Source organism: Rhizobium sp. Root1334 (genome assembly GCF_001426665.1).
In the GTDB taxonomy this organism is placed as follows: Bacteria; Pseudomonadota; Alphaproteobacteria; order Rhizobiales; family Rhizobiaceae; genus Pararhizobium.
The window spans coordinates 277901-299547 of record NZ_LMEY01000023.1; the positions used below are offsets into that span (position 1 = coordinate 277901).

Genomic DNA, 21647 nt, shown 5'->3' on the forward strand with positions numbered 1-21647 from the left:
GGAGTTTTTCATGCTCGACAAGCCTGCCAAAATACCCGGTCCGGATCACCCTATTGTCATCGCGCCCAATCCCGGCCGTGTCGTTGTCCGGTTGGGCGATATCGTCGTTGCCGACAGCCGCCATGCCCTGACATTGCGTGAGGCGTCCTACCCGGCGGTGCAGTACATTCCCCGTGCCGATGTCGACATGGCGCGGCTGCAGCGAACGGACCATGCCACCTATTGCCCCTACAAGGGGAATGCGTCCTATTTCAGCATGACCGAGGGTGGCCCCAGGCTCGAGAATGCCGTCTGGTCGTATGAAGCGCCGTATGATGCCGTCGCCGTCATCCGCGATCACCTGGCGTTCTACCCCGATCGCTTCGTGATCACGGACGCTTGAACGCTTATCCACCACGCTAGGAACAGCGTTGCGCGCATGCTAGGAAGAAAGGGGCTCGCCCCTGGTCTGCCTGTCCCCATTTCCCGCCGGTCACGATCCGGTCAGTATCCGGTTCTAATCACCATCCATGCAGCAGAATTCGGAAAAATGGTGGGGCACATTCAAGGCGGGGCTGCTTGCTTCCGCCGCCCTCCATGTCGTTGCCGCTGCGTTTCTGATCTTCGATATGCCGGTGATACCGCCACAGCCTGAAGAGCAGGAAGTGGTCAAGGTCGAGATGGTGCCCGAACCGGAGAAGAAACCGGAGCCTGAGAAGAAGCCGGAACCTGAAAAAAAGCCGGAGCCTGAGAAGAAACCTGAACCGGAGACGAAACCGGAACCGAAACCGGAGCCAGCGGAAGAGGTCAAGCCGGTGGAAAAACCGGTAGATAAGGCCGAGGAGAAACCGGCGGAAAAAGCTGAGCCACAGGCAGCAGACAAACCTGCGGCAGGGCAGGCGGATGCGCAGAAGGCTCCAGCCGGGAAAACGGAAGTCCAGAAGGCCGAAGCAGAGAAAGCTGCAGCACAGCCGCAAGCCTTGGAATCGGCCGCCAGGGAGGGGGGGGAAGAAGCAGGTGGCGACCGTCCTTCGGAACCGGAAAAACAAGCCGAGCTCGAACCACGCGCCGAGCGCGCGGCTCCACTTACGAGCGAGCAGGCGCCGGACGAGATTGAGCCGCAATTGCGCAAGCCCTTGGATACGCCTGCCGAGACGGCGGCCGCTGCCAAGCTGCCGGAGCTCGATCTGCCCGAGGCGGCCAATGCCAACCCGCTGCTCAACGAAGGCGAAGCCCTGATCGAGAGGGTACCGATCCCGCAGGTCAAGCCGCAAGACCGGCCGGTGGATGCCGCCGTGTCCGATCCGCAGAAGCTGGCGTCGGCTGATGGCGCTGACAAAAGACCCAGCCGTCCGCCCGCCGAGTTGAAGCGTGCAAAGGAACTCTATTCCGCCGATACGTTGTCCGATCCGCGTGTCCGTCAGGCGCTCGGGAAGCTGCCACGGGATCGGCGGATCGTGCAGATGTGCATGATCGAGACGCTGGAGCAGGTGCGCCGCACCCGGGAGGATACCGTCCCGCAGGGGCTGTTCTTCGATCCGCGCAATGGTTCGCCCATCGCAGGCCAGGTGATGACGGCCAATGGCGCTGCCTATAAGACCGCGCAGGGCTGGATCGATGTCGATTTCAAATGCACCGTCAACGCGGAAGCCGACGGCATCACTGCGTTCAGTTTCGCGGTCGGCGGCTCGGTTCCAAAAAGCCAATGGCAGGCGCGGCGGTTCCCGAGGAATTGAGCCGCCACGCCCATTGCTGGATTACTTGTAGAAGCCTTCCCGCAGGTTGATGCCGTGCTCCAGCCAGGCCTTCATGGCGCAGAGCGCGCCGGTCCAGCCCTCGCAATTGCCGTAGGAGCCTTTCAGCCCGCCCGGCGTCTGGCGCCAGCCTTCCTCGGCAATCGTCACCAGTGTGCGGCCATCGTCGGTGGGCTCGAACAGCATGGTGACGGTGGTGTCGTATTTGGGTGTGTCTGAGCCCGGTCCTTCATAGGCAACCCATTGGAAGACGATCTTCTGGTCTTTCATCACCTCGATGACCTTGACCGGGAAGGCGCCAGGAAAATCGTGGAAATCCCAGGTGACGGTGGCTCCCGTTTCAAGTCTGCCCTTGGCGCCGCCGGTGGTAAAATAGCGCGACAGCTGTGCCGGATTGACCACCGCCTCGAAAACCTCCGAGACCGGCTTGGCGATGCGTCCGGCGACCCTGAATTTTAGCTCCATGTTTTTTCCTCCTGCCTTTATACTTGCTCCGACTCTTATTATGTTATAAAAAAACAACATGTCAATCGACGAGAAAAACGACAAAATCTTCAAGGCTTTGGCCGCCTCCAGCCGCCGGGCCATGCTGGATATCTTGAAAGATCAGCCGCAAACGACAGGCGATCTTTGTGCACGCTTTCCCGCCCTTGACCGCTGCACGGTGATGCAGCACCTCAAGGTTCTGGAGGCGGCGGATCTGGTCATCGTCAAGCGCGAGGGGCGCGAGCGCTGGAACTATCTCAACGCCTTGCCGATCAAGGATATCCATGACCGCTGGATCGGTCCCTACGCCGCCCATGCCGTTGGCCTGCTCGGCAGGTTGAAGGATGATCTGGAAGGGTAGGCTGGTTCAGCCGGCGGCGGCTTTCTCCAGACCCGCCACATCGATCTTGACCATCCGCATCATCGCGTCACGCACCCGTCCGGCTCTGGCCGGGTCCGGATCGCTCATCAGCCGCATCAAGGCATCCGGAATAATCTGCCAGGTGACGCCGAAACGGTCGGTGAGCCAGCCGCATTGCTGTGCCTGTCCGCCGTCCAGCAACCTCTCCCAGTAATGATCGACCTCCGCCTGGTCGGCGCAGGCGACGAAGAAGGAGACGGCTGGGGTCAGCTGGTAATGCGGCCCGCCATTCAGCGCCATGAATGCCTGGCCTTCCAGTTCGAAGGCGGCCGTAAACGTTTTGCCGTCCGGCCCCTTGTGCTGATAGGTCACCGTCGCCTGCTTGAAAATGGAGAGATAGAAGGCGATTGCCTCGTCGAGATTGTTGTCGAACCAGAGAAACGGCGTGATCTTTTGCATGAGCTTTCCTCCTGTTTGCGTGAACATTACCTGCAATGACGAACGGTCAGGTCCGGATTCGACACCGTCAGTGAAATTTTCTGAAAGAGCGAAGGAAGCTGGCAGGCCTTGAGAGCACGGCTGCGGGCAGCAAAAATGCCCGCAGCTACCCGCCTTTTGCCAGTCACATGCCCGGTATTGTGAACAATCCAACAGAATTCAATGGCAACTTTTTACGAATTGCCGCCGTAGCATCGGGACTGTAGTCAGGTCTTTGAGGAATTGTGGAGCGCATCTGGATGCGCCGGCGCAAGGAGAGAAGTGCTCATGGCGGCTGTACGCGCATTCGGAAAATCATCCGCTGAGACGATCCAGCGGGAAATCGACCGGCTGGCGGCGCTGGAAGCCTTCGATCTTCTCGATACGCCCCGCGATGAAGGCCTGGACCGTATTGTGGGCCTGATCAGGGAGATTTTCTCCGTCGAGATCGGCATCGTCTCGCTGATCGACGCCCACCGGCAATGGTACAAATCCTGCATGGGCCTTGCCGCCGAAGAGGTGCCGCGCGAAGACACGTTCTGCCGCTATGTCATTGATATCGAAGAACCTATCGTCGTCCAGGATGCCACGAAGGACTCGCGGTTTTCGGAGCATCCGGCCGTCACCGGCGAAAGCCATATCCGCTTTTACGCAGGCGTACCCTTGCGCACCAGGGCTGGGCATGTGATCGGCACAGTCTGCGCCATCGATCGGCGGCCGCGGTCGTTCGGCAATCGCGATCTGACCATCCTGACCGGGCTCGCCGGTGTCTCGATGGACCGTATTACCCTGTTGCAGTCTGCAGCGACCGATAGCCTGACCGAGGCGCTGACCCGGCGCGCCTTCAAGCAGGAAGCGGATCAGCTGATCTCGCTGGCGCTGCGCCACCAGCATGACATCGCCTGCATCGTCCTCGATGTCGATGATTTCAAGTCGGTCAATGACACGCATGGTCACGCAGCGGGTGACGAGGTTCTGAAGAACGTTGCAGCGACCTGCAAGGGCGCGCTGAGGGCGGGCGATCTGCTGGGCCGTCTCGGCGGCGAAGAGTTTGCCATCCTGCTGCCGCATGTGGACCGGGAAGGGGCGCTGGCGGTTGCCGAAAAGGTGAGGGCGCTAATCGCCGCGCAAACTGTCAGGGCCGGGGACCATAAGCTCAACGTCACCGCAAGCTTCGGTGTTTCGGCGCTGTCGATCATCGGCAAGGATATCGAGACGCTGCTCGCCCAGGCGGACGCGGCCATGTACAAGGCCAAGCATACGGGCCGCAACCGCTGTGTTTCCTGGAGTTCGCTGCAGGCGGATCAGGCGGTTGGCACACGGCGGCGCGTCCTGAAGGCAGGATCGATCGTTTTCAACGACCGCCGCTCGACCATCGACTGCACCGTCAAATCGCTCGGCAGCGACAGCGCCGGTCTTACCGTGTCCAACTCCGCCGGCATCCCCACCGAATTTCTCCTGTCGATCAAGGGCGAGGGGTTCGAGACGCGGTGCCAGGTGATCGCCCAGGACCGGCAAAACCTCGAAGTCTCCTTCCGGTAATCGATGCCATCTGACCGGCCGGATTGACATACAGGCCCTGTCTGTTTTATCTGGCCGCATGACCAGTCTGCCGATCAACGCTCTTTCCTGCATGATGATGCCGCTCTCCATCCGAGAAGCGGACCCTTTTGCGTGATCTGAGATAATTTTCGCCAGACGCCCAAGCCGCTTCATCCGAGGCGGCTTTTTTTGTGGAACCGCCTCCCCAGACCATCCAGAGGAGTTCCGCCCATGATCCAGCCCGCCAAATCCGCACCGGTGCGCTACGTCACCACCGCCATCCCGTTCGTCAATGCCGCTCCACATCTGGGGTTTGCGCTCGAGGTGATCCATGCCGATACGCTCGCCCGGTTTTATCGAGAGCGGGGAGATGATGTCCGGCTGCTGGCCGGAACCGATGAGAACAGCATCAAGAATGTTCGCGCGGCCGAAGGGGCAGGAGAGCCGGTCGCCGATCTCGTCGCACGCAATGCCGCCCGGTTCCAGGCTCTGCCGGAAAGCCTCGATCTCTCCTACGATGATTTCATCCGCACCAGCGTCGATCCCCGCCACACCCCGGGGGTCACGAAACTCTGGCAGGCCTGTTGCGATAGTGGGGATATCTACAAGCGCTCCTATACCGGTCTTTACTGCGTCGGCTGCGAACAATTCTACAAGCCGGACGAACTGGTGGATGGCCGCTGCCCCGAACATGATGCGCCGCTGGAAGAAATCGAGGAAGAGAATTGGTTCTTCCGGCTGTCGAAATACACAGACCGGCTGCGCGATCTTTACCGGCAGGGAGCGATCCGGGTCGTGCCGCATGCGAGACAGAACGAGATTTCCGCCCTGATCGAGCGCGGCCTGGAGGACTTCAGCATTTCGCGCACCGCAGAGCGGGCGCGCGGCTGGGGCATCCCGGTTCCGGGCGATCCCGGCCAGGTGATCTATGTCTGGTTCGATGCGCTCGCCAACTACATCACCGCCCTTGGCTATGGCACGGATGAGACGCTGCTTTCGCAGTATTGGACAAATGCCAAGGCCCGTGAACATGTCATCGGCAAGGGCATTACCCGGTTTCACGCGGTCTACTGGCCAGCCATTCTGCTCTCGGCCGGCCTGCCTTTGCCCACCCGCATCCTCGTTCACGGCTATCTGACGACGGAAGGCCGCAAGATCAGCAAGTCGCTCGGAAACGCCGTCGATCCCACCGTCCATGCGAGGCGCTTCGGGGCGGATGCCCTGCGCTATTTTCTGCTCCGCCATATCCGCACCACGGAAGACGGCGATTTTTCGATCGAACGTTTTGAAACTGCCTACAAATCCGAACTGGCGGGACAACTCGGAAACCTCGTTCACCGCACGCTGAGCATGATCGAGCGTTCCTGCGGCGGCATCCTGTCACAGCCTTCGCAGGAATTTGCCGAAAACGACACGCTGATCCGCCAGGCCCACAGCCTTGAGGAAGTCGTCACCGCCCATCTCAATGCCTATGCCTTCGACCGCGCGCTGGATGCGATCTGGAAACTGGTGGCCGCGGCCAACAAATATGTCGCCGATCAGCAGCCATGGGCGCATGCAAAGGCGGTGGCGGCAGCCCGGACGGAGGATGAACGGCAGGCGGCTGTTATCCGCCTCAACGGCAGCCTCTACAGCGTCGCCTGGACGCTGCAGATCATCGCCGAAGCACTCACTCCGTTCATGCCCCTCACTGGCGCGGAGCTGCTGCGAAAGCTGGGATTGGAAGCGGCAGATGACGGTCAGCGGCCAGAACTTGCCGGAGCGAGGATCGCAGCCGGTGCTCCGTTGTTTCCGATGGATTCGTGACGGGCATGGTGCCAAGACGAGCCGCATGGATGGTCGTCGCGAAGGGCGTCATCCATTCGGCCCCATCGTCTCCTACGTAACCCGGTCAAAAAGCAGGACGCCGGCTTGCGAGATGATTTCGGTCGCGTAACAGTGAAGATCTTCGTCCGGGACGCGATGATCGCAGCACTCTCCAACGTGATGCTTATCGAATGTCGCAGTGGCCGCATGCGTATCTCTGCCTCGCACGGCCGGGGATAATTGGTTTGCTGGAATGCAACAATTTCGGGACTTTACGCAGGACTTCTCCCCAATTCATCCCCGCAAATCCCCGGTCTGAAAACCCGTGCCATACTCACGTCGTCCCATCACGGATACACCGGAAAGCGTTGCCGGCGAGATGGGGCCGGTGCCCGGACGGTTTGGCGAAACGCGCGCAAAATCCCCGGGGCTGCGTGAAAGGTGGTTCTCCTTCGGTTCGCAAATGAACCGGGCGTGCCGGGTGGTCACACCGTTCTTGGACGGTCCAGGGCCAAACCCCGCCGGATTGAAAGGCTTGGCGGATAAGCGGCCGGGCTGGGGCATTGGAGGCTTTCCTGTCAGAGAGGAAAGCGCAGAAGAACCTGAGAAGCGCGGCAAAAGACACTGAAACGGGGCACATCGCGTGTCACCTACTTCTACTTACCTGAGGCACCCGATGTGCCCCGGCCGATCCTGCCGACCCCAAAGCCGGCAGACATTGCAGATGCTNGGGGCACATCGCGTGTCACCTACTTCTACTTACCTGAGGCACCCGATGTGCCCCGGCCGATCCTGCCGACCCCAAAGCCGGCAGACATTGCAGATGCTCCAAGCCACGGGCGAAAAGCTGCCGCGTGACTGAAAAACCGTGTCCATCGTTCCGCACTTCCATCCTCAAAAAGGAGACGACCATGCTGCCGATCTGCGGGCCTGAAGAAATACCGCTCCATCCCGTTCTGTTCGAGGCGCTGTGCCGCGCCACCGCAAAGAGGATGGATATCCCCTCCATCTGTCGCGTCCGTCGCTGCAGCCGCCAGGAGGAATGCACGGGTAAGCTGAAACCGCGCGAAATCCCGCCTTGTTTCCGCGGTCCTGGGGATGTCAATGTGCTCTTGCCTTCCTGCATAGCCGGTGCCGACGATGCCTGGTTCCGCGCGTTCGTCCTTGAGTGAATCCTGTGCCGGGAAGATTATTTCGGCCGCGTCCGCCCGCCCGAGGCGGTTCGCAGCCTGCTTGCCCTTGACGAGCAGTGGCCGGTCTCCATCTATGTCGAGGAGCAGGAGGAAACACCGGCCGCTGCAAGCCCTCGCATGAATGTAACGCGCGATCTGCTCGATGCGATGCATGCCTGCGTGGAACGGCGGCATGCGACACCGGTGAAAAAGGCGGATCTCTAGGAGGAGACTGACATGCCCTATGTCGATGGATTTATCGTTGCCGTCCCGAAGGACAATATCGAGGCCTACAAGGAATTGGCCCGCACAGCGGGTACTGTCTGGAAGGAATATGGAGCGCTCTCCTATGTCGAATGCATCGGCGACGATGTGCCGTATGGAGAGCTCACCTCCTTTCCCCGTGCCGTTCAGGCGGCCGATGACGAGGTGGTGATCTTTTCCTGGATTACCTATCCCTCACGCGAGGAGCGCGACGAGATCAACAAGAAGGTCATGGCCGATCCGCGCCTCAGCATGGACAATTTTTCCATGCCGTTCGATGGCAAGCGGATGATCTATGGAGGCTTCAAAAGTTTTCTGGAACTGTAACGCAGCAAACCGGCAACCCCTCAACCCGCGCGATGCTGCGGCATGGAAAGGATTTTATGCCCCAGACCATCATCAGCCTGCCGACGCGCGGCGCCGGCCTCTACGAGTTTACCGGCGAGGCGCAGGATTTCGTGCGGCGCGCCGGTGTGGAGGAGGGGCTGTTGACCGTGTTCGTGCGCCACACGTCCTGCTCGCTGCTGATCCAGGAAAATGCCGATCCGGATGTTAGGCGCGATCTCACCCAGTTCTTCAAGCGCCTTGTGCCGCCGTCCAGCGATTCGTCGATGGCCTGGATTATCCACACCGCCGAGGGCCCGGACGATATGCCGGCCCATATCAAGGCGGCGCTGACGCAGGTGTCGATCGGCATTCCCGTCGGGCAGGGCCGCCTGATGCTCGGCACCTGGCAGGGCCTTTATCTGTTCGAACACCGCGACCGCCCCCACCGCCGCGAGGTGGTGCTGCATCTGAGCGGATGAAAGCGGTGAAGATGTTGCAATTCCGGGAACAAAAACAGCCGTTTGGGCGTTGCATGGTTTCGATTAAGGCGGGGATCGCACCGCTCATACAGGCAAAGGGAAGAGACATTGACCGACGCGCAGACCATTGCCAGCCGCTTCATGCAGGCCCTCAATGAACGGGACTTCGAGACGATCGGCACATTTCTCGACGAGGACGTGGCGCTCGATACCCTGACGGGCCAGCGCACCATCGGGGCGGGTCCGTTGCGTATGGGGGTGATGACCTATTTCCGCCATTTCGACGAAAGTTTCAGCGACATGGTGCTGATGCACGATGCTCTTGGCCAGCGTGTCGCCGTCGATGCCACTGCGCGCGGCCATTACCGCGAAACGATGCCGGGTTTCCCGCAAGCCAGCGGCCAGTCCTATTCGATCCCGAGCGTCTTCGTGTTCGAGTTCGATAATGGCGCCGTCACTCGGCTCAGCCATTATCGCAATATCCGCGTCTTTGAAGAGATGCTCGCCCGCTAAGGCTGCTTTGCGCCTTCTTCCTGCCATTTCAACACGTTCTTGCTTCGGCTGAACCCCGGATGAACGGCAGATTCGGGTTCCGTTCAGCCGCGCCGGATTAGGGTCTCGTCAATGCCCGGAACAACAGGCGGGCGGACGTCTTACGGTTTTAGACCCATAAGGAGAAACAGTCATGAAACAGATTTTTGCAAAGCTGGCCCTTGCCGGCATGATCGGTCTGACCGGCTTTGGTGCCACCCTCGCACCGGCTGCCGCCGACACCCTGACGCTTGGCATTCATTCCGGCGGTGTCGTCGATGTGCAGTACCGTGATCACGGCCGCTACGGCGACGAGCGTGATTGGGATCGCGATCGCCGCTATCGCCCAGGCTGGGGCCATGAGCGCCGTGGCCGCTGCGACCCCTGGCTTGCCAAGGAAAAGGCCCGTGATTTCGGCATGCGCCGCGCCCGTGTGGTCGACGTTTCGCCCCGCCGGGTTATCGTTGAAGGCATGCGCCGCGGCAATTACCGCAGCATCGTTTTCGCCAATGCCCGCGGTTGCCCGGTGATTGGCCGCTAACCACAGCCGGTCGCTCCAATTCTTTCCGTCATGTCTCCCCCGGCCGGCGGAAAGTTTCACCCCTCGCGGTTTTCCGCGGGGGTGTTTTTGTTTTGGGGGCGAAAACCTTATCTCTTGTTTTCCAAACTATGTGCATAAAAAAACCCCGCCGGAGCGGGGTTCGATTGTCCACGGGCCTTGGCGATACGTTATTATTGCTTGATCGCGAAGGTGACGTTGACGGTGACGTTATAGCTGTTTTCTCCCGTGGCGATCGGCACGGCGTCACCGGCATATTCCTTTGCCATGGCGCGCATCATCGGCATCGGTTCGGGCCGGGATGAGTTCTCTGAAATTTCAACGATACGGCCAATCGAGACGCCGGCTGCTTCCGACAGGACCTTGGCCTTGGCGACGGCATCGGTCACCGCAGACTTGCGGGCTTCGGTGATCGTTGCTTCCGGCTTGTCATTGGAAAACTGGATCGAGCCGCCCTGATTGACGCCGAGCGTCACGGACTGGTCGATGATTTCACCGAGCTTGGCGAGGTCACGCACCTTGATGGTCAGCGAATTGGCGACCTGGTAACCGGTCAAAACCGGCTGGCGATTGCCGCCGTCGCTATTGTCCGGATACTGGTATTGCGGATTGACGGCGAAACCGGAGGTCTGCAGGTCTCGATCGGCAATGCCGCCGGCTTTCAGCGCGTTCAAGACATCGGCCATCGCCTTGTTGTTGGCGTCGAGCGCTTCCATGGCGGTCTTTGCATCCTTGACGACGCTGAACGACAGGATCGCCATATCAGGCGCAATGCTTGCTCGGCCTTCGCCGGAAACGGTGATCACGGCTTCACGCGGCGTGTTGTCCTGCGCAAAGGCGGATGCGCCGGCAATCCCCGCAAAAGCGGCAGCCAGAACGACGGTCTTGAGGCGGCGGGGGAAATAGGTGGATGTCATGGATGGGTTCTCTCCAGTTGTGTTTCGTCCCTGTCACCTTATTGATGATTGATTGTGTAGGGATTGCGGCAACGTCTTGTGGGAAAACCAGTTTTCCGCTAGAGCCAGTCCCACCGCGGTCTGCCATTGGCCCGCGGGATCCGGACATGTCCGGCGGGGCCTGTAGCTCAATGGTTAGAGCCGGCGGCTCATAACCGCTTGGTTGGGGGTTCGAGTCCCTCCGGGCCCACCATTTCTTTGTCGATACCGCGTGCAAGCAAACCGGGCCGCGTTTCTGCGGCACCAGTCGCTGTTTCTCGAATGTCAGATTGCCACCTGCTCGCCGAGTTCCACGACGCGGTTGGCCGGGAGTTTGAAGTAGGCCGATGGATCGATACCGAAGTCTGCCAGCGCGATATAGAGCCGTTCCTGCCAGACGGGCAGGTCCGTGTTCGGCGTGCTGATGAGGTTGCGCCGCCCGAGATAGAACGAGGTCTGCATGATCTCGAACTTGAAGCCCTTCTTTTTACAGAGGACGAGAGCTTTCGCCACGTTCGGCTCGTCCATGAAGCCGAAGTGGATATCGACCCGCAGGAACCGCTCGGAAAGCTGCGTGATGTCCACGCGCTGACTGTCGGGAACATGCGGTTTGTCCTGCGTCCAGATCGTCAGGATGACGTTTTGCTCATGGAGGACATGGTTGTGCTTGATATTATGGAGCAAGACGGCCGGCGTCCTGTCCGGCACGCTTGTCAGGAACACGGCGGTGCCGGGGACGGTGACGGGCGCGTGCTCCGACGGGCGTTCGATCGACTTGATGAAAATGTCCAATGGCATGTCGTTCTTGGCCGTCTTCTCCCGCAGGATGCGCGAGCCGCGTGTCCAGGTCCACATGACCGCCATGATGGCGAGCGCAAGGGCTACGGGAACCCAGCCGCCGTCGTGAATTTTGAGGAGGTTCGCTCCGAGGAATACGGCTTCGAGGATCAGAAGCGGCAAAAGGACAGCGGCTGCCTTGATGGTGGACCAGCCCCAGATGGAGCGAAGAAACTGGAACGACATCAGCGTTGTGACGACCATCGCGCCGGTGACGGATATGCCATAGGCCGTTGCAAGCGATTCTGAATCGCCGAACGAGAAGATCAGCACGATGACGCCGATGAACAGCAGCAGGTTCACGGCCGGGACGTAAATCTGTCCGGTGTTCGTTTCCGAGGTGAACTTGATCGCCAGCCGCGGCAGGAAACCGAGATGGACGGCCTGCCGGGCAAGCGAAAACGCGCCGGTGATGACCGCCTGGCTGGCGATGATGGTCGCCATGGTGGCGAGGATGACAACAGGCAGCAGCGCCCATTTCGGGTACATGAGGTAGAACGGGTTTTCGATGGCTTGCGGGTTGGCCAGCACGAAGGCGCCTTGTCCGAGATAGTTCAGCGCCAGCGCCGGGAAGACCAGGATGAACCAGGCCACCTGGATTGGCTTGCGGCCGAAATGCCCGAGATCGGCGTAGAGGGCTTCGGCCCCCGTCACGGTCAGGAAAACCGCGCCGAGGACGATCAGGCCGGCAAAACCGGCATGGCTGATGAACCACAGAGCGTTGATCGGGTTCAGCGCCTGGAGGATCGTCCAGTCGTCGCCGATATGGATCAGGCCGCCCCACGCCATGACCAGGAACCAGACGGCGGTGATCGGGCCGAAGAGCTTGGAGACTGCGGCCGTGCCCTTGGATTGCACGAGGAACAGACCGGCCATGATCGCCGCCGATACCGGCAGGACGTAACCCGCGAACGCAGGTGTCACCAGTTTCAGGCCTTCCAGCGCCGACATGACTGACAGTGCCGGCGTGATCATGGCATCGCCGATGAACAGCGCCGCACCGATGATGCCCGCGAAAAACAGGATGGGAGTGAAATTGCCGGTTTTCTTCATCAGCAGTGCCAGCAGCGACAGCGTACCGCCTTCGCCATCGTTGTCGGCACGCAGAAGGAAGAGAACGTACTTGAAGGTGACGATGATCGTCAGCGTCCAGACCATCAGTGAGATCAGCCCCAGCACCTCGTTTTCATGGACCCCGTCCGCAGCAAAAGGTCTCAACGCCTCGCGGAAGGCATAGAGCGGACTGGTGCCGATATCGCCGTAGACAACGCCGATCGAGCCGAGCAGCAGAACAAGGAATTTGCGCGTCTCGGAGGTGCCGTCAGGGGCTGCGGTAGACGATGTCATGCGATATTGGCTTTCTGGGCGTTTGCGGGCCTTCTGGCCCTTTGACGGCAATATGGTGCAATGCAGCGTCCGTCGCAAACCCCGGATATGATTGTTCATCGTTTCACGGTTAATTGGGCAGCTTTCTGTGAAAACCGGCAGTTTCGCAGTGCGGTTGATGCCGCGTTCCTCTTGCCGTCTCAAGTCAGATCTCGGCTATGGGCTGATCGCGGTTATCCGCGGTTCGGGTCAAGATCACGATTGAAGTATCCTATCCAGGAGGATAGGATATAGGTATGAGCGAAGATAATCACGAACACAGACACGAGACCCACTCCGATATCGTCAAGCGGCTCAAGCGCGTCGAGGGACATTTGAAAAGCGTGATCGCTATGATCGAAGGCGGCCGCTCTTGCGTGGACATTGCGCAGCAGCTTCATGCGGTAGAAAAGGCGATCACCAATGCCAAACGGACGCTGATCCACGATCATCTTGATCACTGTCTCGAAGATACCGTCGGCTCGCTCGGCCGCGAGCAGAGGCAGGCAATGGCCGAGTTCAAGACCATCGCCAAGTATCTTTGAGGATGATTCGTCACCGCAATTTTCAATCCTGATCGAAGCGCGACCGGTGCAGGCATGGGCGGCAGCGGCGATCCAACACGAGATGCAGGGATGACCTGATGCTTTCCGTTCTGAAGAACCGCACCTACCGCCATCTCTTCCTCGCCCAGGTCATTGCCCTGCTCGGCACGGGGCTCGCCACCGTTGCCCTCGGTCTGCAGGCCTTCGAATTCGCAGACGGCAACGCGGGCGCCGTCCTTGGCACGGCGCTGGCGATCAAGATGATCGCCTATGTCGTGGTCGCGCCGGTCGCCACGGCGTTTACCGAGCAACTTCCGCGACGTGCGATGCTGGTCACGCTCGATCTGATCCGCGCCGGGGTGGCCGTCTGTCTTCCGTTCATCACCGGGGTGTGGCAAGCCTATCTGCTAATTTTCGTGCTGCAGGCGGCATCGGCAGCCTTCACGCCGACATTCCAGGCGACCATCCCCGACGTGCTGCCGGACGAAGATGATTACACAAATGCGCTCTCGCTTTCGCGGCTGGCCTACGATCTTGAAAAAGTCGGAAGTCCGCTACTGGCAGCTGCGCTGCTGATGCTGATGAACTATCACAATCTCTATCTTGGGACCGTCGTCGGCTTTTTGGCCTCGGCAAGCCTTGTCGTCTCGGTTCTGTTGCCCGATCCGAAGCCCGCGGAGCCGCGCAGCATCTATGAGCGGACGACGCGTGGTATTCGCCTCTACTTGACAGTCCCACGCTTGAAGGGCCTTTTCGCGCTCAACCTTGCGGTTGCTGCGGGTGGCTCAATGGTGTTTGTCAATACGGTCGTTCTGGTCCAGAGCGTGCTGGCGCTCGGGGAGCGTTACACAGCGATCGCGTTGGCGGCCTTCGGGCTGGGATCGATGCTTGCCGCGTTGCTTCTGCCGCGCCTGCTGAAAAAGGCCGACGACCGTCGGACGATGCTGGCGGGAACGGTGGTGCTCGTCGCCGCCCTCGTGGTTGGGATGTTGACGACGTCCTATGCCGGTATTGTCGTCGTGTGGGCCGTGATCGGCATCGGCTATTCTCTCGTTTTGACACCGTCAGGGCGGATCCTTCGGCGTTCCGCGTCGCCCGAGGATCGGCCTGCATTGTTTGCGGCACAATTCGCCCTTTCCCATGGATGCTGGCTGATTACCTATCCATTGGCGGGATGGCTGGGAGCGACGGCAGGCCTCACAGCAACATACGCGGCCCTTGCCGTCCTAACGGGATTTGGAGCCGTTCTCGCCGCTTGGCTTTGGCCGGCCGCAGAGGAAGACGAACGGCACCTTCATTCGGACCTCCACGCCGACCATCCGCATATCGCGGGAGCGAAGATTGTTGTGGGCGGGCACGAACACGCCCACCCTACGCGCAAGGACCGATATCACGGCTGACCGCGTCTTGCGGACAGTTCACGACCTCTTTTCCATCACAAATGCCGCGACGTATTCGGCGCGGCAGGCCATCGGCTGACGCGATGCTGATACATCCGTTTCAGGTCGGACGTGCATCGAGCGCGTGCAGGATGCCACGTAATTCGGCCAGGCCCCGCAGGCGGCCGATCGAGGGGTAGCCGGGAGTGACGGTCTTTTCGAGGTCGTCGAGCATGCGGTGGCCGTGGTCGGAGCGGAAGACGATGGTGTTTTCCGCTGAGCGGCGGCGGTCCTCCGCGACGAGTTCCTTCAGCACCGCCACCATATCGACGTCGCCGTCGAGATGGGCGCTTTCGTGGAAGCTGCGGCCGTCTCCCTCGCGGGTGGTGGCGCGCAGATGGGTGAAATGGATGCGCGCGGCGAAACGGCGGGCAATGGCTGGCAGGTCGTTGTCGGCGCGCACGCCGAGGCTGCCGGTGCAAAAGCACATGCCGTTGGCTGGCGAGGGTACCGCATCGAACAGGGCGGCGTAGTCGTCAGCGGTCGAGGCGATGCGCGGCAGGCCGAAGAGCGGGCGTGGCGGATCGTCCGGATGCAGGGTCAGTTTGACGCCCCGTGCTTTGGCCGCAGGTGTGACGGCTTCCAGGAACTCGATCAGGTGCTGGCGAAAACGGTTTGCATCGACGCCGCTATAGGCGGCGAGCCGTTCGCGAAAGCCGGGGACCGTCATCGGTTCGGTGGTTGAGCCGGGCAGGGCGGAGGTGATGATGCGGGTGATCTCGGCCATTTCGGCTTCGGGCATCGCATCAAACACGGTTTTGGCGCGCAGGCGGTCTTCTTCTGAATAATCGTTTTCAGCGCCGGGGCGCTTGAGGACGAACAGATCGAAGGCGGCGAAGCGTTCATGATCGAAGCGCATGGCGGTGGCGCCGGTGGGGGTGATGAAATCAAGCTCCGTGCGCGTCCAGTCGACCACCGGCATGAAATTGTAGCAGATGATCTTGATGCCGCAGGCAGCGACGGCCTCGAGGCTGGCAATCCATGCTTCGATTTCGGCCTTGGCCTTGGCCCCGGTGCGCTTGACGGCATCGGGGATGGGGATGCTCTCGACCACGGACCACGTGAGCGGCGAGCGCCCAGGGGGCGTGGTTTCGATCAAAGTCTGGCGCTCGCGGACTTCGCTTTCCGTCCAGGCGCGGCCGATCGGTACCTGATGCAACGCCGAGACGATATTTGTCGCCCCGGTCTGGCGCACATCGTCCAGCGTTACCGGCGCATCCGGCCCGAACCATCTCCATCCCTGACGCATGCCTGCTTCTTCCTCCGGTTCATTCAGTCGTTTTGTTCAGCAAAAATAATTGGGGTGCATGACCCGCAATTCGGCAACGTCGGGAATGACGGCGCTCAAATGGTGCATCATGGCGGCCCGGGCGCTTTCGACGTCATGGGCGGCGATGGCATTGCGGATCGTCACATGCTCTTCGATCACGCTCTCCATGCGGCCGAGCGCCGGCAGGGTCAGACGCCGGGCACGGTCGATCTGGATTTTGACGGTTTTCAGAATGGCCCAGATACCGGGATAGCCGGCAATACCGGCGATCGCCTCGTGAAAGGCTTCGTCCTGTTCGTGAAACAGGGACGTTTCGTTATGGGCGGCATGGACGCGTTGACGGGCGATGATGGCGTCGAGCTTGGCAATGTCGGCGAGGGTCGCAATTGCTGTTGCCGATTCCACCGTTGTTCCCTCCAGCGACTTGCGGATGACCACAGCCTCGGGAATGGCGGCGACCGGAACCAGCGACACGAAGGTGCCGGACTGGGGGAATATGTCGACAAGTCCGGCTTCCGCCAATCGCAGCAGCGCCTCGCGCACCGGTGTGCGGCTGACGCCGAATTCCTCGGCGATCTTTTTCTCCTGCAACGGCATGCCGGGCGGCATCTGCAGCGATGTGATCGCTAAATGCAGCCGCTCATAGATTGCCGAACCGGCCGTGACGCGCCGGAGCTTTGCAGTTGCCGGTTCTGCAAGGAAGGGCGCGACGGCGGTGTTTCGTGGCGATGATGGCATGAGGTTTCTCGAGGCGTTGACACTGTCGTGAATACTAGTATATCAGTTTGCTCACGTTGCCAAGACGTGAAGCGGGAGGAGCGACAAGGAATGGCATTGCACCCCGACAGGCTGTTTCCTGCCGATCCCGGTATACGGGCTATCGCAAGGCAGCTTTACGAAACCGTTGCAGGACTGCCGATCGTATCGCCGCATGGCCATACGGACCCGTCCTGGTATGCGGAAGACAAGCCGTTTCCAGACCCGGCAGCACTGTTCATCACCCCGGACCATTATGCGACGCGCATGCTTTATTCGCAGGGTGTGCGGCTGGAGGATCTGGGTGTCCCCCGGCGTGACGGGGCGGCGGTCGAGACGGATCCCCGCAAAATATGGCGGTTGTTTGCCGCGCATTTTCATCTTTTTGCCGGAACGCCGACGCGCATCTGGTTCGAGCATTCGATGGAGACTGTGTTCGGGATCACCGAGCGCCTGTCGCCAAAGACGGCAGACGCCTTGTTCGACCGGATCGAGGCGGCGATCCCGACGCCGGAGATGCGGCCGCGCGCCCTGTTTGATCGGTTCGGTATTGAGGTGATTGCAACAACGGACGGTGCGCTGGAAGATCTCAGGCATCACGACGCCGTGCGCAATTCGGGATGGCATGGCCGCGTGGTGCCGACATACAGGCCGGATGCGGTGGTCGATCCGCAGGTGCTCGGATTTGCCGGAAACCTCGACCGATTTTTGGCGATGACCGGTGAGGCCGCGACGTGGTCAGGTTACCTGAATGCGCACCGGGCGCGGCGTGAATTCTTCAAACGGCGCGGAGCAACGGCGACGGATCACGGTCATGCCACCGCGCGGACCGAGAATCTGTCTTCCGACGATGCGGCCCGGCTGTTTGATAAAGTGCTTGCCGGCAAGGCGGATGCCGGCGAGGCGGACGCCTTCCGTGGCCAGATGCTGACGGAAATGGCGCGGATGAGCAGGGATGACGGGCTGGTCATGCAGATCCATCCGGGCTCCTACCGCAACCACAATCCGTCGCTATTTGCGGATTTCGGTCCCGACAAGGGCGCGGATATTCCGCAGTCAACCAACTATGTGCAGGCGTTGAAGCCGCTGCTCGACGCTGTTGGTAACGACCCGGCGCTGACGGTGATCCTCTTCACGCTCGACGAAACCGCCTATTCGCGCGAACTGGCGCCACTTGCCGGCCATTATCCAGCCCTGAAGCTCGGACCCGCCTGGTGGTTCTTCGACAGCCCGGAAGGCATGCGCCGCTACCGCGAGACGACGACCGAAACCGCCGGGTTCTACAATACGGTTGGCTTCAACGACGACACTCGCGCCTATCTGTCGATCCCGGCCCGCCACGACATGGCGCGGCGGGTGGACTGCGCCTATCTCGCCCGTCTCGTGGCGGACCACCGCATCGATGAAGACGAGGCTTCCACTCTGGCGCATGAACTCGCCTACGGGTTGGCAAAGAGGGCCTACCGACTGTGACCATCTGGCAGACGGGCGGCTGAGGAGGCGTCCGCTGCACAACAAGGGAGGAGAACGACATGAACGTTACACGCAGGACCTTTGTCGGCGGAGTTGCCGGCCTGACCGGCCTGGGGCTTTTGCCCGGCCGTCTTTTTGCGCAGCTGAAGGCTCCGGCAAGCCCCGTCACCATCACGGTGGTGGATGTCGCCGGCAATCTTGCCCTGACGCAGGGCATGCTCGAGGCCTATGCCGCGGCAAAGCCGGAATGGGTATCGAGCTTCGCCTTCACCAAGGCACCGGCACCGGAACTGCCGGCCAAGATCAAGGCGCAGCAGGCCGCCGGCAAGGTCGATATCGATCTCGTTCTGACGGGCACCGACGTGCTCGCGGCCGGTCTCGACCAGAGCCTTTGGGTCGATCTTGCCGCCCATAAGGGCGACCTGCCCAATCTGGAAAGTATCCTCCTGCCGCAAGCGTTCAAGATGCAGGCGCTCGCCAAGGAGCAGGGCGTCGTCGTCACCTATTATCCATCGGGCCCGCTGATCGAATATATGCCGAACCGGGTTCCGGCACCGCCGAAGACAGCGGCGGAACTGCTGGAATGGTCGAAGGCCAATCCGAAGAAGTTCATGTATGCTCGCCCGGCCAATTCCGGCCCCGGCCGCACGTTCCTGATGGGGCTTCCCTATATTCTCGGCGACAGCGATCCGCGCGATCCGGTCAAGGGCTGGACGAAGACCTGGGAATATCTGAAGGCTCTGGGTGAAAACGTCGAATATTATGGTACCGGCACGACCCAGACAATGAAGGAACTCGGCGAAGGCACCCGCGATATCGTCGTCTCGACGACCGGCTGGGATATCAACCCGCGCGCGCTCGGCATCGTTCCGGCCGAGGCCAAGGTCGGCAAGCTCGATGGCTTTCATTGGGTGACGGATGCGCATTATGCGGTCATTCCGAAGGGCGTTTCGGATGAGAAGGTCGCCGTTCTGCTCGACATCATCAACTTCATGCTGCAACCGCAGCAGCAGGCGATCGCCTACGACCAGGGCTATTTCTATCCGGGCCCGGCAGTCAAGGACGTGACGATCGAGATGGCGCCGCAGGAAAGCCAGGATGCCATCAAGGAATTCGGCCGCCCGGAATATGCCGACTGGATCGCCAACAATCCGCTGGAAGTGCCGCTTGAGCCGGCGCAGATCGTCGATGCGTTCCGTATCTGGGACGAACAGATCGGCGCATCCAAGGGCTGAGCCTGACAGAGCCTGAAACGGCGGCGGTTTTGCCGCCGTTTCAAATTGCCTATCGACGTGGAGGAACGACCTTGAATTTGCCGGTTCAGAACGCAGCGGCGGTGCTTTCGCCCAAACAGTCGGCCCGCCTCGAGCTGGATGGCCTGCGCCGATCGTTCGGTGCCTATACCGCGCTCGATGGCATCGATCTTGCAATCGAGCCTGGCGAGTTCATCGCGCTTCTCGGGCCGTCCGGTTGCGGCAAATCGACGGCGCTGAATTGCGTGGCCGGGCTTCTTGCCCTGTCGGGCGGCGAAATAAGGCTGGGCGGCTACCGCATCGATCAGCTGGAGCCGGAAAAGCGCGGGTTCGGAATGGTGTTCCAGAGCTACGCGCTGTTTCCGCATATGAGTGTGCGCCGCAATGTCGGGTTCGGGCTGACCATGCAGGGCATTCGCGGCAGCGAGGCCGACCGGCGCATCGAGCAGGCCTTGGCGCTGGTGAGGCTGGAAAGCCAGATCGACAAGCTGCCGGGGCAACTCTCCGGCGGACAACAGCAGCGTGTGGCGATTGCCCGCGCCATCGTCATCCGGCCGCCGGTCGTGCTGATGGACGAGCCGCTATCCAATCTTGATGCCAAGCTGAGGCTGGAGATGCGCGCCGAAATCCGCGGCATCCATGACCAGATCGGCTCGACAACCATTTATGTGACGCACGACCAGGACGAGGCGCTGTCGCTTGCCGACCGGATCGTCGTCATGAGCCAGGGGCGGATCATGCAGATCGGCTCGCCGCAGGATCTCTACCAGCGGCCCAATCATATCGACGTCGCCGATTTCATGGGTTTTCGCACGCGCATTGCCGGTCGGGTGACTGGCATATCCGGTGACGAAGCCCGCATCGAGGTGGCCGGGGCGCAGCTGACGGGCACGATGCGCGAGCCGCTTGCCGTTGGGGATCAGGCCGTGCTGTCGGTGCGGCCGGAGGATCTTGTTGCCGTCGAGGATGGCAACGGCATGCCCGCTACGGTCGTCAACATGGAATATCGCGGCCGTGCCTTTTTCGGGCTGGCCAAGTCGGCTGACGGTTCCGATCTCTATTTCCGCGCCGAACAGGCTCTGCCACGCGGTGCATCCGCAACCCTGCAACCAGCGCAAGGCCGGGCGCTATTGTTCAAGGGGAAGGGCGCATGAGCACGCCGTCGCTTCGCTATCGGCTTGCCGCGCGCGGTTTCGATGGCACGACACTGCTGGTCCTGCCGGGGCTCGCCGTCATGCTCGGGCTGTTCATCTACCCGTTTTTCTATGGCCTTGCCGATTCGGTGATGCCGAAGGAGGGCGCCTGGTATGCCAATTATGTGGCCTTCTTCAGCGACCCCTTCCAGTACCGCACGATTGCCTCGACGCTCTGGCTGGCGCTGCCGGTGACGATCGTCAATCTCGCCTTTGCCGTGCCGATTGCCTTCAGGGTCCGGCTGATGACGCGGCAACGGCTGTTGACGACAATCCTCGTCCTGCCGATCACGCTTGGCACGGTATTCGTTGCCGACGGACTTCTGACGTTTCTCGGGCCGCAGGGCTGGTTCAACCGCGTGCTGGTACTTGTCGGCTTGCTGGATGCGCCGGTGAAGCTCACCAACAACTATTGGGGTGTGTTTGCCTCGCTGGTGATCACCGGTTTCCCCTTCGCTTTCCTGTTGACGCTGTCCTACGTGACGGGCATTGACCCGGCGATCGAACAGGCGGCGGCAACGCTTGGTGCCAATGCCCGCCAGCGGTTCATGAAAGTCTTCCTGCCGCTGCTGGTGCCGGGGCTGGCGGTGACCTTCTGCCTGGCCTTTGTCCAGGCCTTCGCCGTCTTTCCCTCAGCCGTCCTGCTCGGAGCGCCAGCCGGCCCGACGCGGGTGATCTCTATTGCCGCCTATCAGGCCGCCTTCGAGCAATATGATCATTCGCTGGGAACGGCGATCGCCATGGTCATGGGCGCGGTGGAACTGGTCGTCGTGCTGATCGTGCTCGGCGCACGCTCGATGTTTTATCGCGGCCCGACCGGGGGGACAAAGGGATGATGACCATG

At 61.1% G+C, this 21647-nt stretch carries 22 protein-coding genes and 1 tRNA gene; 17 read left to right on the plus strand and 6 right to left on the minus strand.

What is annotated here, in order from left to right; genetic code table 11:
- Positions 1–10: 10 nt before the first annotated feature.
- Positions 11–382, plus strand: coding sequence for a DUF427 domain-containing protein (locus tag ASD36_RS19855; RefSeq protein WP_060505043.1), 372 nt, complete (start codon positions 11–13; stop codon positions 380–382).
- Positions 383–509: 127 nt separating this feature from the next.
- Entirely contained in the window at positions 510–1715 is a 1206-nt protein-coding gene (locus ASD36_RS19860) for a DUF930 domain-containing protein (RefSeq protein WP_060505035.1), read from the plus strand.
- A 21-nt stretch (positions 1716–1736) separates the two neighbouring features.
- Here ASD36_RS19860 and ASD36_RS19865 read toward each other — a convergent pair whose 3' ends face one another.
- Positions 1737–2198 carry an SRPBCC family protein gene (locus ASD36_RS19865; RefSeq protein WP_060505036.1) on the minus strand — a complete coding sequence of 154 codons (462 nt, stop codon included), beginning with the start codon at positions 2196–2198 and terminating at the stop codon, positions 1737–1739.
- Positions 2199–2256: 58 nt separating this feature from the next.
- Between ASD36_RS19865 and ASD36_RS19870 the strand changes: the two genes are divergently transcribed.
- The gene (locus ASD36_RS19870; protein WP_060505037.1) at positions 2257–2580 is read left to right on the plus strand and encodes a helix-turn-helix domain-containing protein; all 324 of its coding nucleotides are present in this window, start codon (positions 2257–2259) and stop codon (positions 2578–2580) included.
- A 6-nt stretch (positions 2581–2586) separates the two neighbouring features.
- Here ASD36_RS19870 and ASD36_RS19875 read toward each other — a convergent pair whose 3' ends face one another.
- Positions 2587–3039: a VOC family protein gene (locus ASD36_RS19875; protein ID WP_060505038.1), complete on the minus strand. Its 453-nt coding sequence runs from the start codon at positions 3037–3039 to the stop codon at positions 2587–2589.
- A gap of 306 nt (positions 3040–3345) precedes the next feature.
- On the opposite strand from ASD36_RS19875, the gene ASD36_RS19880 reads away from it, so the two are divergent.
- The 7 genes from ASD36_RS19880 to ASD36_RS19910 all read left to right on the plus strand — a co-directional run bounded on the left by ASD36_RS19880 (position 3346) and on the right by ASD36_RS19910 (position 9719).
- Positions 3346–4599 (plus strand): sensor domain-containing diguanylate cyclase, encoded by a 1254-nt coding sequence (locus tag ASD36_RS19880; protein WP_060505039.1) that lies wholly within the window; start codon positions 3346–3348, stop codon positions 4597–4599.
- 231 nt (positions 4600–4830) lie between these two features.
- Entirely contained in the window at positions 4831–6405 is a 1575-nt protein-coding gene (metG, locus tag ASD36_RS19885) for a methionine--tRNA ligase (protein WP_060505040.1), read from the plus strand.
- Positions 6406–7316: 911 nt separating this feature from the next.
- Complete coding sequence (locus tag ASD36_RS30720; RefSeq protein WP_156393890.1) at positions 7317–7577, plus strand: hypothetical protein; 261 nt, start codon at positions 7317–7319, stop codon at positions 7575–7577.
- Positions 7578–7814: 237 nt separating this feature from the next.
- A complete protein-coding gene (locus ASD36_RS19895; RefSeq protein ID WP_060506617.1) occupies positions 7815–8168 on the plus strand; it encodes a DUF1428 family protein in 354 nt (117 codons plus the stop codon).
- A 56-nt stretch (positions 8169–8224) separates the two neighbouring features.
- Entirely contained in the window at positions 8225–8647 is a 423-nt protein-coding gene (locus ASD36_RS19900; protein ID WP_060506785.1) for a secondary thiamine-phosphate synthase enzyme YjbQ, read from the plus strand.
- Between the two features lie 108 nt (positions 8648–8755).
- Entirely contained in the window at positions 8756–9160 is a 405-nt protein-coding gene (locus tag ASD36_RS19905; RefSeq protein ID WP_060506618.1) for a ketosteroid isomerase-related protein, read from the plus strand.
- A gap of 172 nt (positions 9161–9332) precedes the next feature.
- Positions 9333–9719, plus strand: coding sequence for a hypothetical protein (locus ASD36_RS19910; RefSeq protein WP_060506619.1), 387 nt, complete (start codon positions 9333–9335; stop codon positions 9717–9719).
- Between the two features lie 191 nt (positions 9720–9910).
- Here ASD36_RS19910 and ASD36_RS19915 read toward each other — a convergent pair whose 3' ends face one another.
- Positions 9911–10654, minus strand: coding sequence for an SIMPL domain-containing protein (locus ASD36_RS19915; RefSeq protein ID WP_060506620.1), 744 nt, complete (start codon positions 10652–10654; stop codon positions 9911–9913).
- Between the two features lie 156 nt (positions 10655–10810).
- Here ASD36_RS19915 and ASD36_RS19920 point away from each other — a divergent pair.
- A tRNA-Ile gene (locus ASD36_RS19920) sits at positions 10811–10886 on the plus strand.
- 71 nt (positions 10887–10957) lie between these two features.
- Here ASD36_RS19920 and ASD36_RS19925 read toward each other — a convergent pair.
- Positions 10958–12856 carry a potassium transporter Kup gene (locus tag ASD36_RS19925; protein WP_060506786.1) on the minus strand — a complete coding sequence of 633 codons (1899 nt, stop codon included), beginning with the start codon at positions 12854–12856 and terminating at the stop codon, positions 10958–10960.
- 275 nt (positions 12857–13131) lie between these two features.
- Between ASD36_RS19925 and ASD36_RS19930 the strand changes: the two genes are divergently transcribed.
- A complete protein-coding gene (locus ASD36_RS19930; RefSeq protein ID WP_060506621.1) occupies positions 13132–13419 on the plus strand; it encodes a metal-sensing transcriptional repressor in 288 nt (95 codons plus the stop codon).
- 98 nt (positions 13420–13517) lie between these two features.
- Positions 13518–14819, plus strand: coding sequence for an MFS transporter (locus ASD36_RS19935; protein WP_060506622.1), 1302 nt, complete (start codon positions 13518–13520; stop codon positions 14817–14819).
- A 100-nt stretch (positions 14820–14919) separates the two neighbouring features.
- On the opposite strand, the gene uxuA is transcribed toward ASD36_RS19935, so the two are convergent.
- Together uxuA and ASD36_RS19945 are read right to left on the minus strand one after the other, a co-directional pair.
- Positions 14920–16107, minus strand: coding sequence for a mannonate dehydratase (uxuA, locus tag ASD36_RS19940; protein WP_060511757.1), 1188 nt, complete (start codon positions 16105–16107; stop codon positions 14920–14922).
- Between the two features lie 36 nt (positions 16108–16143).
- The gene (locus ASD36_RS19945) at positions 16144–16866 is read right to left on the minus strand and encodes a GntR family transcriptional regulator (RefSeq protein ID WP_060506624.1); all 723 of its coding nucleotides are present in this window, start codon (positions 16864–16866) and stop codon (positions 16144–16146) included.
- Between the two features lie 90 nt (positions 16867–16956).
- Here ASD36_RS19945 and uxaC point away from each other — a divergent pair, with 90 nt between their 5' ends.
- The 4 genes from uxaC to ASD36_RS19965 all read left to right on the plus strand — a co-directional run bounded on the left by uxaC (position 16957) and on the right by ASD36_RS19965 (position 21639).
- Positions 16957–18357: a glucuronate isomerase gene (gene uxaC, locus ASD36_RS19950; protein ID WP_060506625.1), complete on the plus strand. Its 1401-nt coding sequence runs from the start codon at positions 16957–16959 to the stop codon at positions 18355–18357.
- Positions 18358–18416: 59 nt separating this feature from the next.
- On the plus strand, positions 18417–19592 hold the full coding sequence (locus ASD36_RS19955) for an extracellular solute-binding protein (protein ID WP_060506626.1): 1176 nt from the start codon (positions 18417–18419) through the stop codon (positions 19590–19592).
- Between the two features lie 71 nt (positions 19593–19663).
- On the plus strand, positions 19664–20764 hold the full coding sequence (locus tag ASD36_RS19960; protein WP_060506627.1) for an ABC transporter ATP-binding protein: 1101 nt from the start codon (positions 19664–19666) through the stop codon (positions 20762–20764).
- Positions 20761–21639, plus strand: a complete 879-nt coding sequence (locus tag ASD36_RS19965) for a sugar ABC transporter permease (protein ID WP_060506628.1) — start codon at positions 20761–20763, stop codon at positions 21637–21639. The genes ASD36_RS19960 and ASD36_RS19965 overlap by 4 nt, the downstream gene beginning before the upstream one ends.
- Positions 21640–21647 lie beyond the last annotated feature (8 nt).

Bases quoted from the DNA above. Each gene is read 5' to 3' on its own strand.
- ASD36_RS19955 (WP_060506626.1), top strand. From the start codon at position 18,417: ATGAACGTTACACGCAGGACCTTTGTCGGCGGAGTTGCCGGCCTGACC.
- ASD36_RS19875 (WP_060505038.1), bottom strand. From the start codon at position 3,039: ATGCAAAAGATCACGCCGTTTCTCTGGTTCGACAACAATCTCGACGAG.
- uxaC (WP_060506625.1), top strand. From the start codon at position 16,957: ATGGCATTGCACCCCGACAGGCTGTTTCCTGCCGATCCCGGTATACGG.
- ASD36_RS19925 (WP_060506786.1), bottom strand. From the start codon at position 12,856: ATGACATCGTCTACCGCAGCCCCTGACGGCACCTCCGAGACGCGCAAA.
- ASD36_RS30720 (WP_156393890.1), top strand. From the start codon at position 7,317: ATGCTGCCGATCTGCGGGCCTGAAGAAATACCGCTCCATCCCGTTCTG.
- ASD36_RS19855 (WP_060505043.1), top strand. From the start codon at position 11: ATGCTCGACAAGCCTGCCAAAATACCCGGTCCGGATCACCCTATTGTC.
- ASD36_RS19860 (WP_060505035.1), top strand. From the start codon at position 510: ATGCAGCAGAATTCGGAAAAATGGTGGGGCACATTCAAGGCGGGGCTG.
- uxuA (WP_060511757.1), bottom strand. From the start codon at position 16,107: ATGCGTCAGGGATGGAGATGGTTCGGGCCGGATGCGCCGGTAACGCTG.
- ASD36_RS19880 (WP_060505039.1), top strand. From the start codon at position 3,346: ATGGCGGCTGTACGCGCATTCGGAAAATCATCCGCTGAGACGATCCAG.
- metG (WP_060505040.1), top strand. From the start codon at position 4,831: ATGATCCAGCCCGCCAAATCCGCACCGGTGCGCTACGTCACCACCGCC.
- ASD36_RS19900 (WP_060506785.1), top strand. From the start codon at position 8,225: ATGCCCCAGACCATCATCAGCCTGCCGACGCGCGGCGCCGGCCTCTAC.
- ASD36_RS19930 (WP_060506621.1), top strand. From the start codon at position 13,132: ATGAGCGAAGATAATCACGAACACAGACACGAGACCCACTCCGATATC.
- ASD36_RS19945 (WP_060506624.1), bottom strand. From the start codon at position 16,866: ATGCCATCATCGCCACGAAACACCGCCGTCGCGCCCTTCCTTGCAGAA.
- ASD36_RS19910 (WP_060506619.1), top strand. From the start codon at position 9,333: ATGAAACAGATTTTTGCAAAGCTGGCCCTTGCCGGCATGATCGGTCTG.
- ASD36_RS19965 (WP_060506628.1), top strand. From the start codon at position 20,761: ATGAGCACGCCGTCGCTTCGCTATCGGCTTGCCGCGCGCGGTTTCGAT.
- ASD36_RS19895 (WP_060506617.1), top strand. From the start codon at position 7,815: ATGCCCTATGTCGATGGATTTATCGTTGCCGTCCCGAAGGACAATATC.
- ASD36_RS19870 (WP_060505037.1), top strand. From the start codon at position 2,257: ATGTCAATCGACGAGAAAAACGACAAAATCTTCAAGGCTTTGGCCGCC.
- ASD36_RS19935 (WP_060506622.1), top strand. From the start codon at position 13,518: ATGCTTTCCGTTCTGAAGAACCGCACCTACCGCCATCTCTTCCTCGCC.
- ASD36_RS19915 (WP_060506620.1), bottom strand. From the start codon at position 10,654: ATGACATCCACCTATTTCCCCCGCCGCCTCAAGACCGTCGTTCTGGCT.
- ASD36_RS19865 (WP_060505036.1), bottom strand. From the start codon at position 2,198: ATGGAGCTAAAATTCAGGGTCGCCGGACGCATCGCCAAGCCGGTCTCG.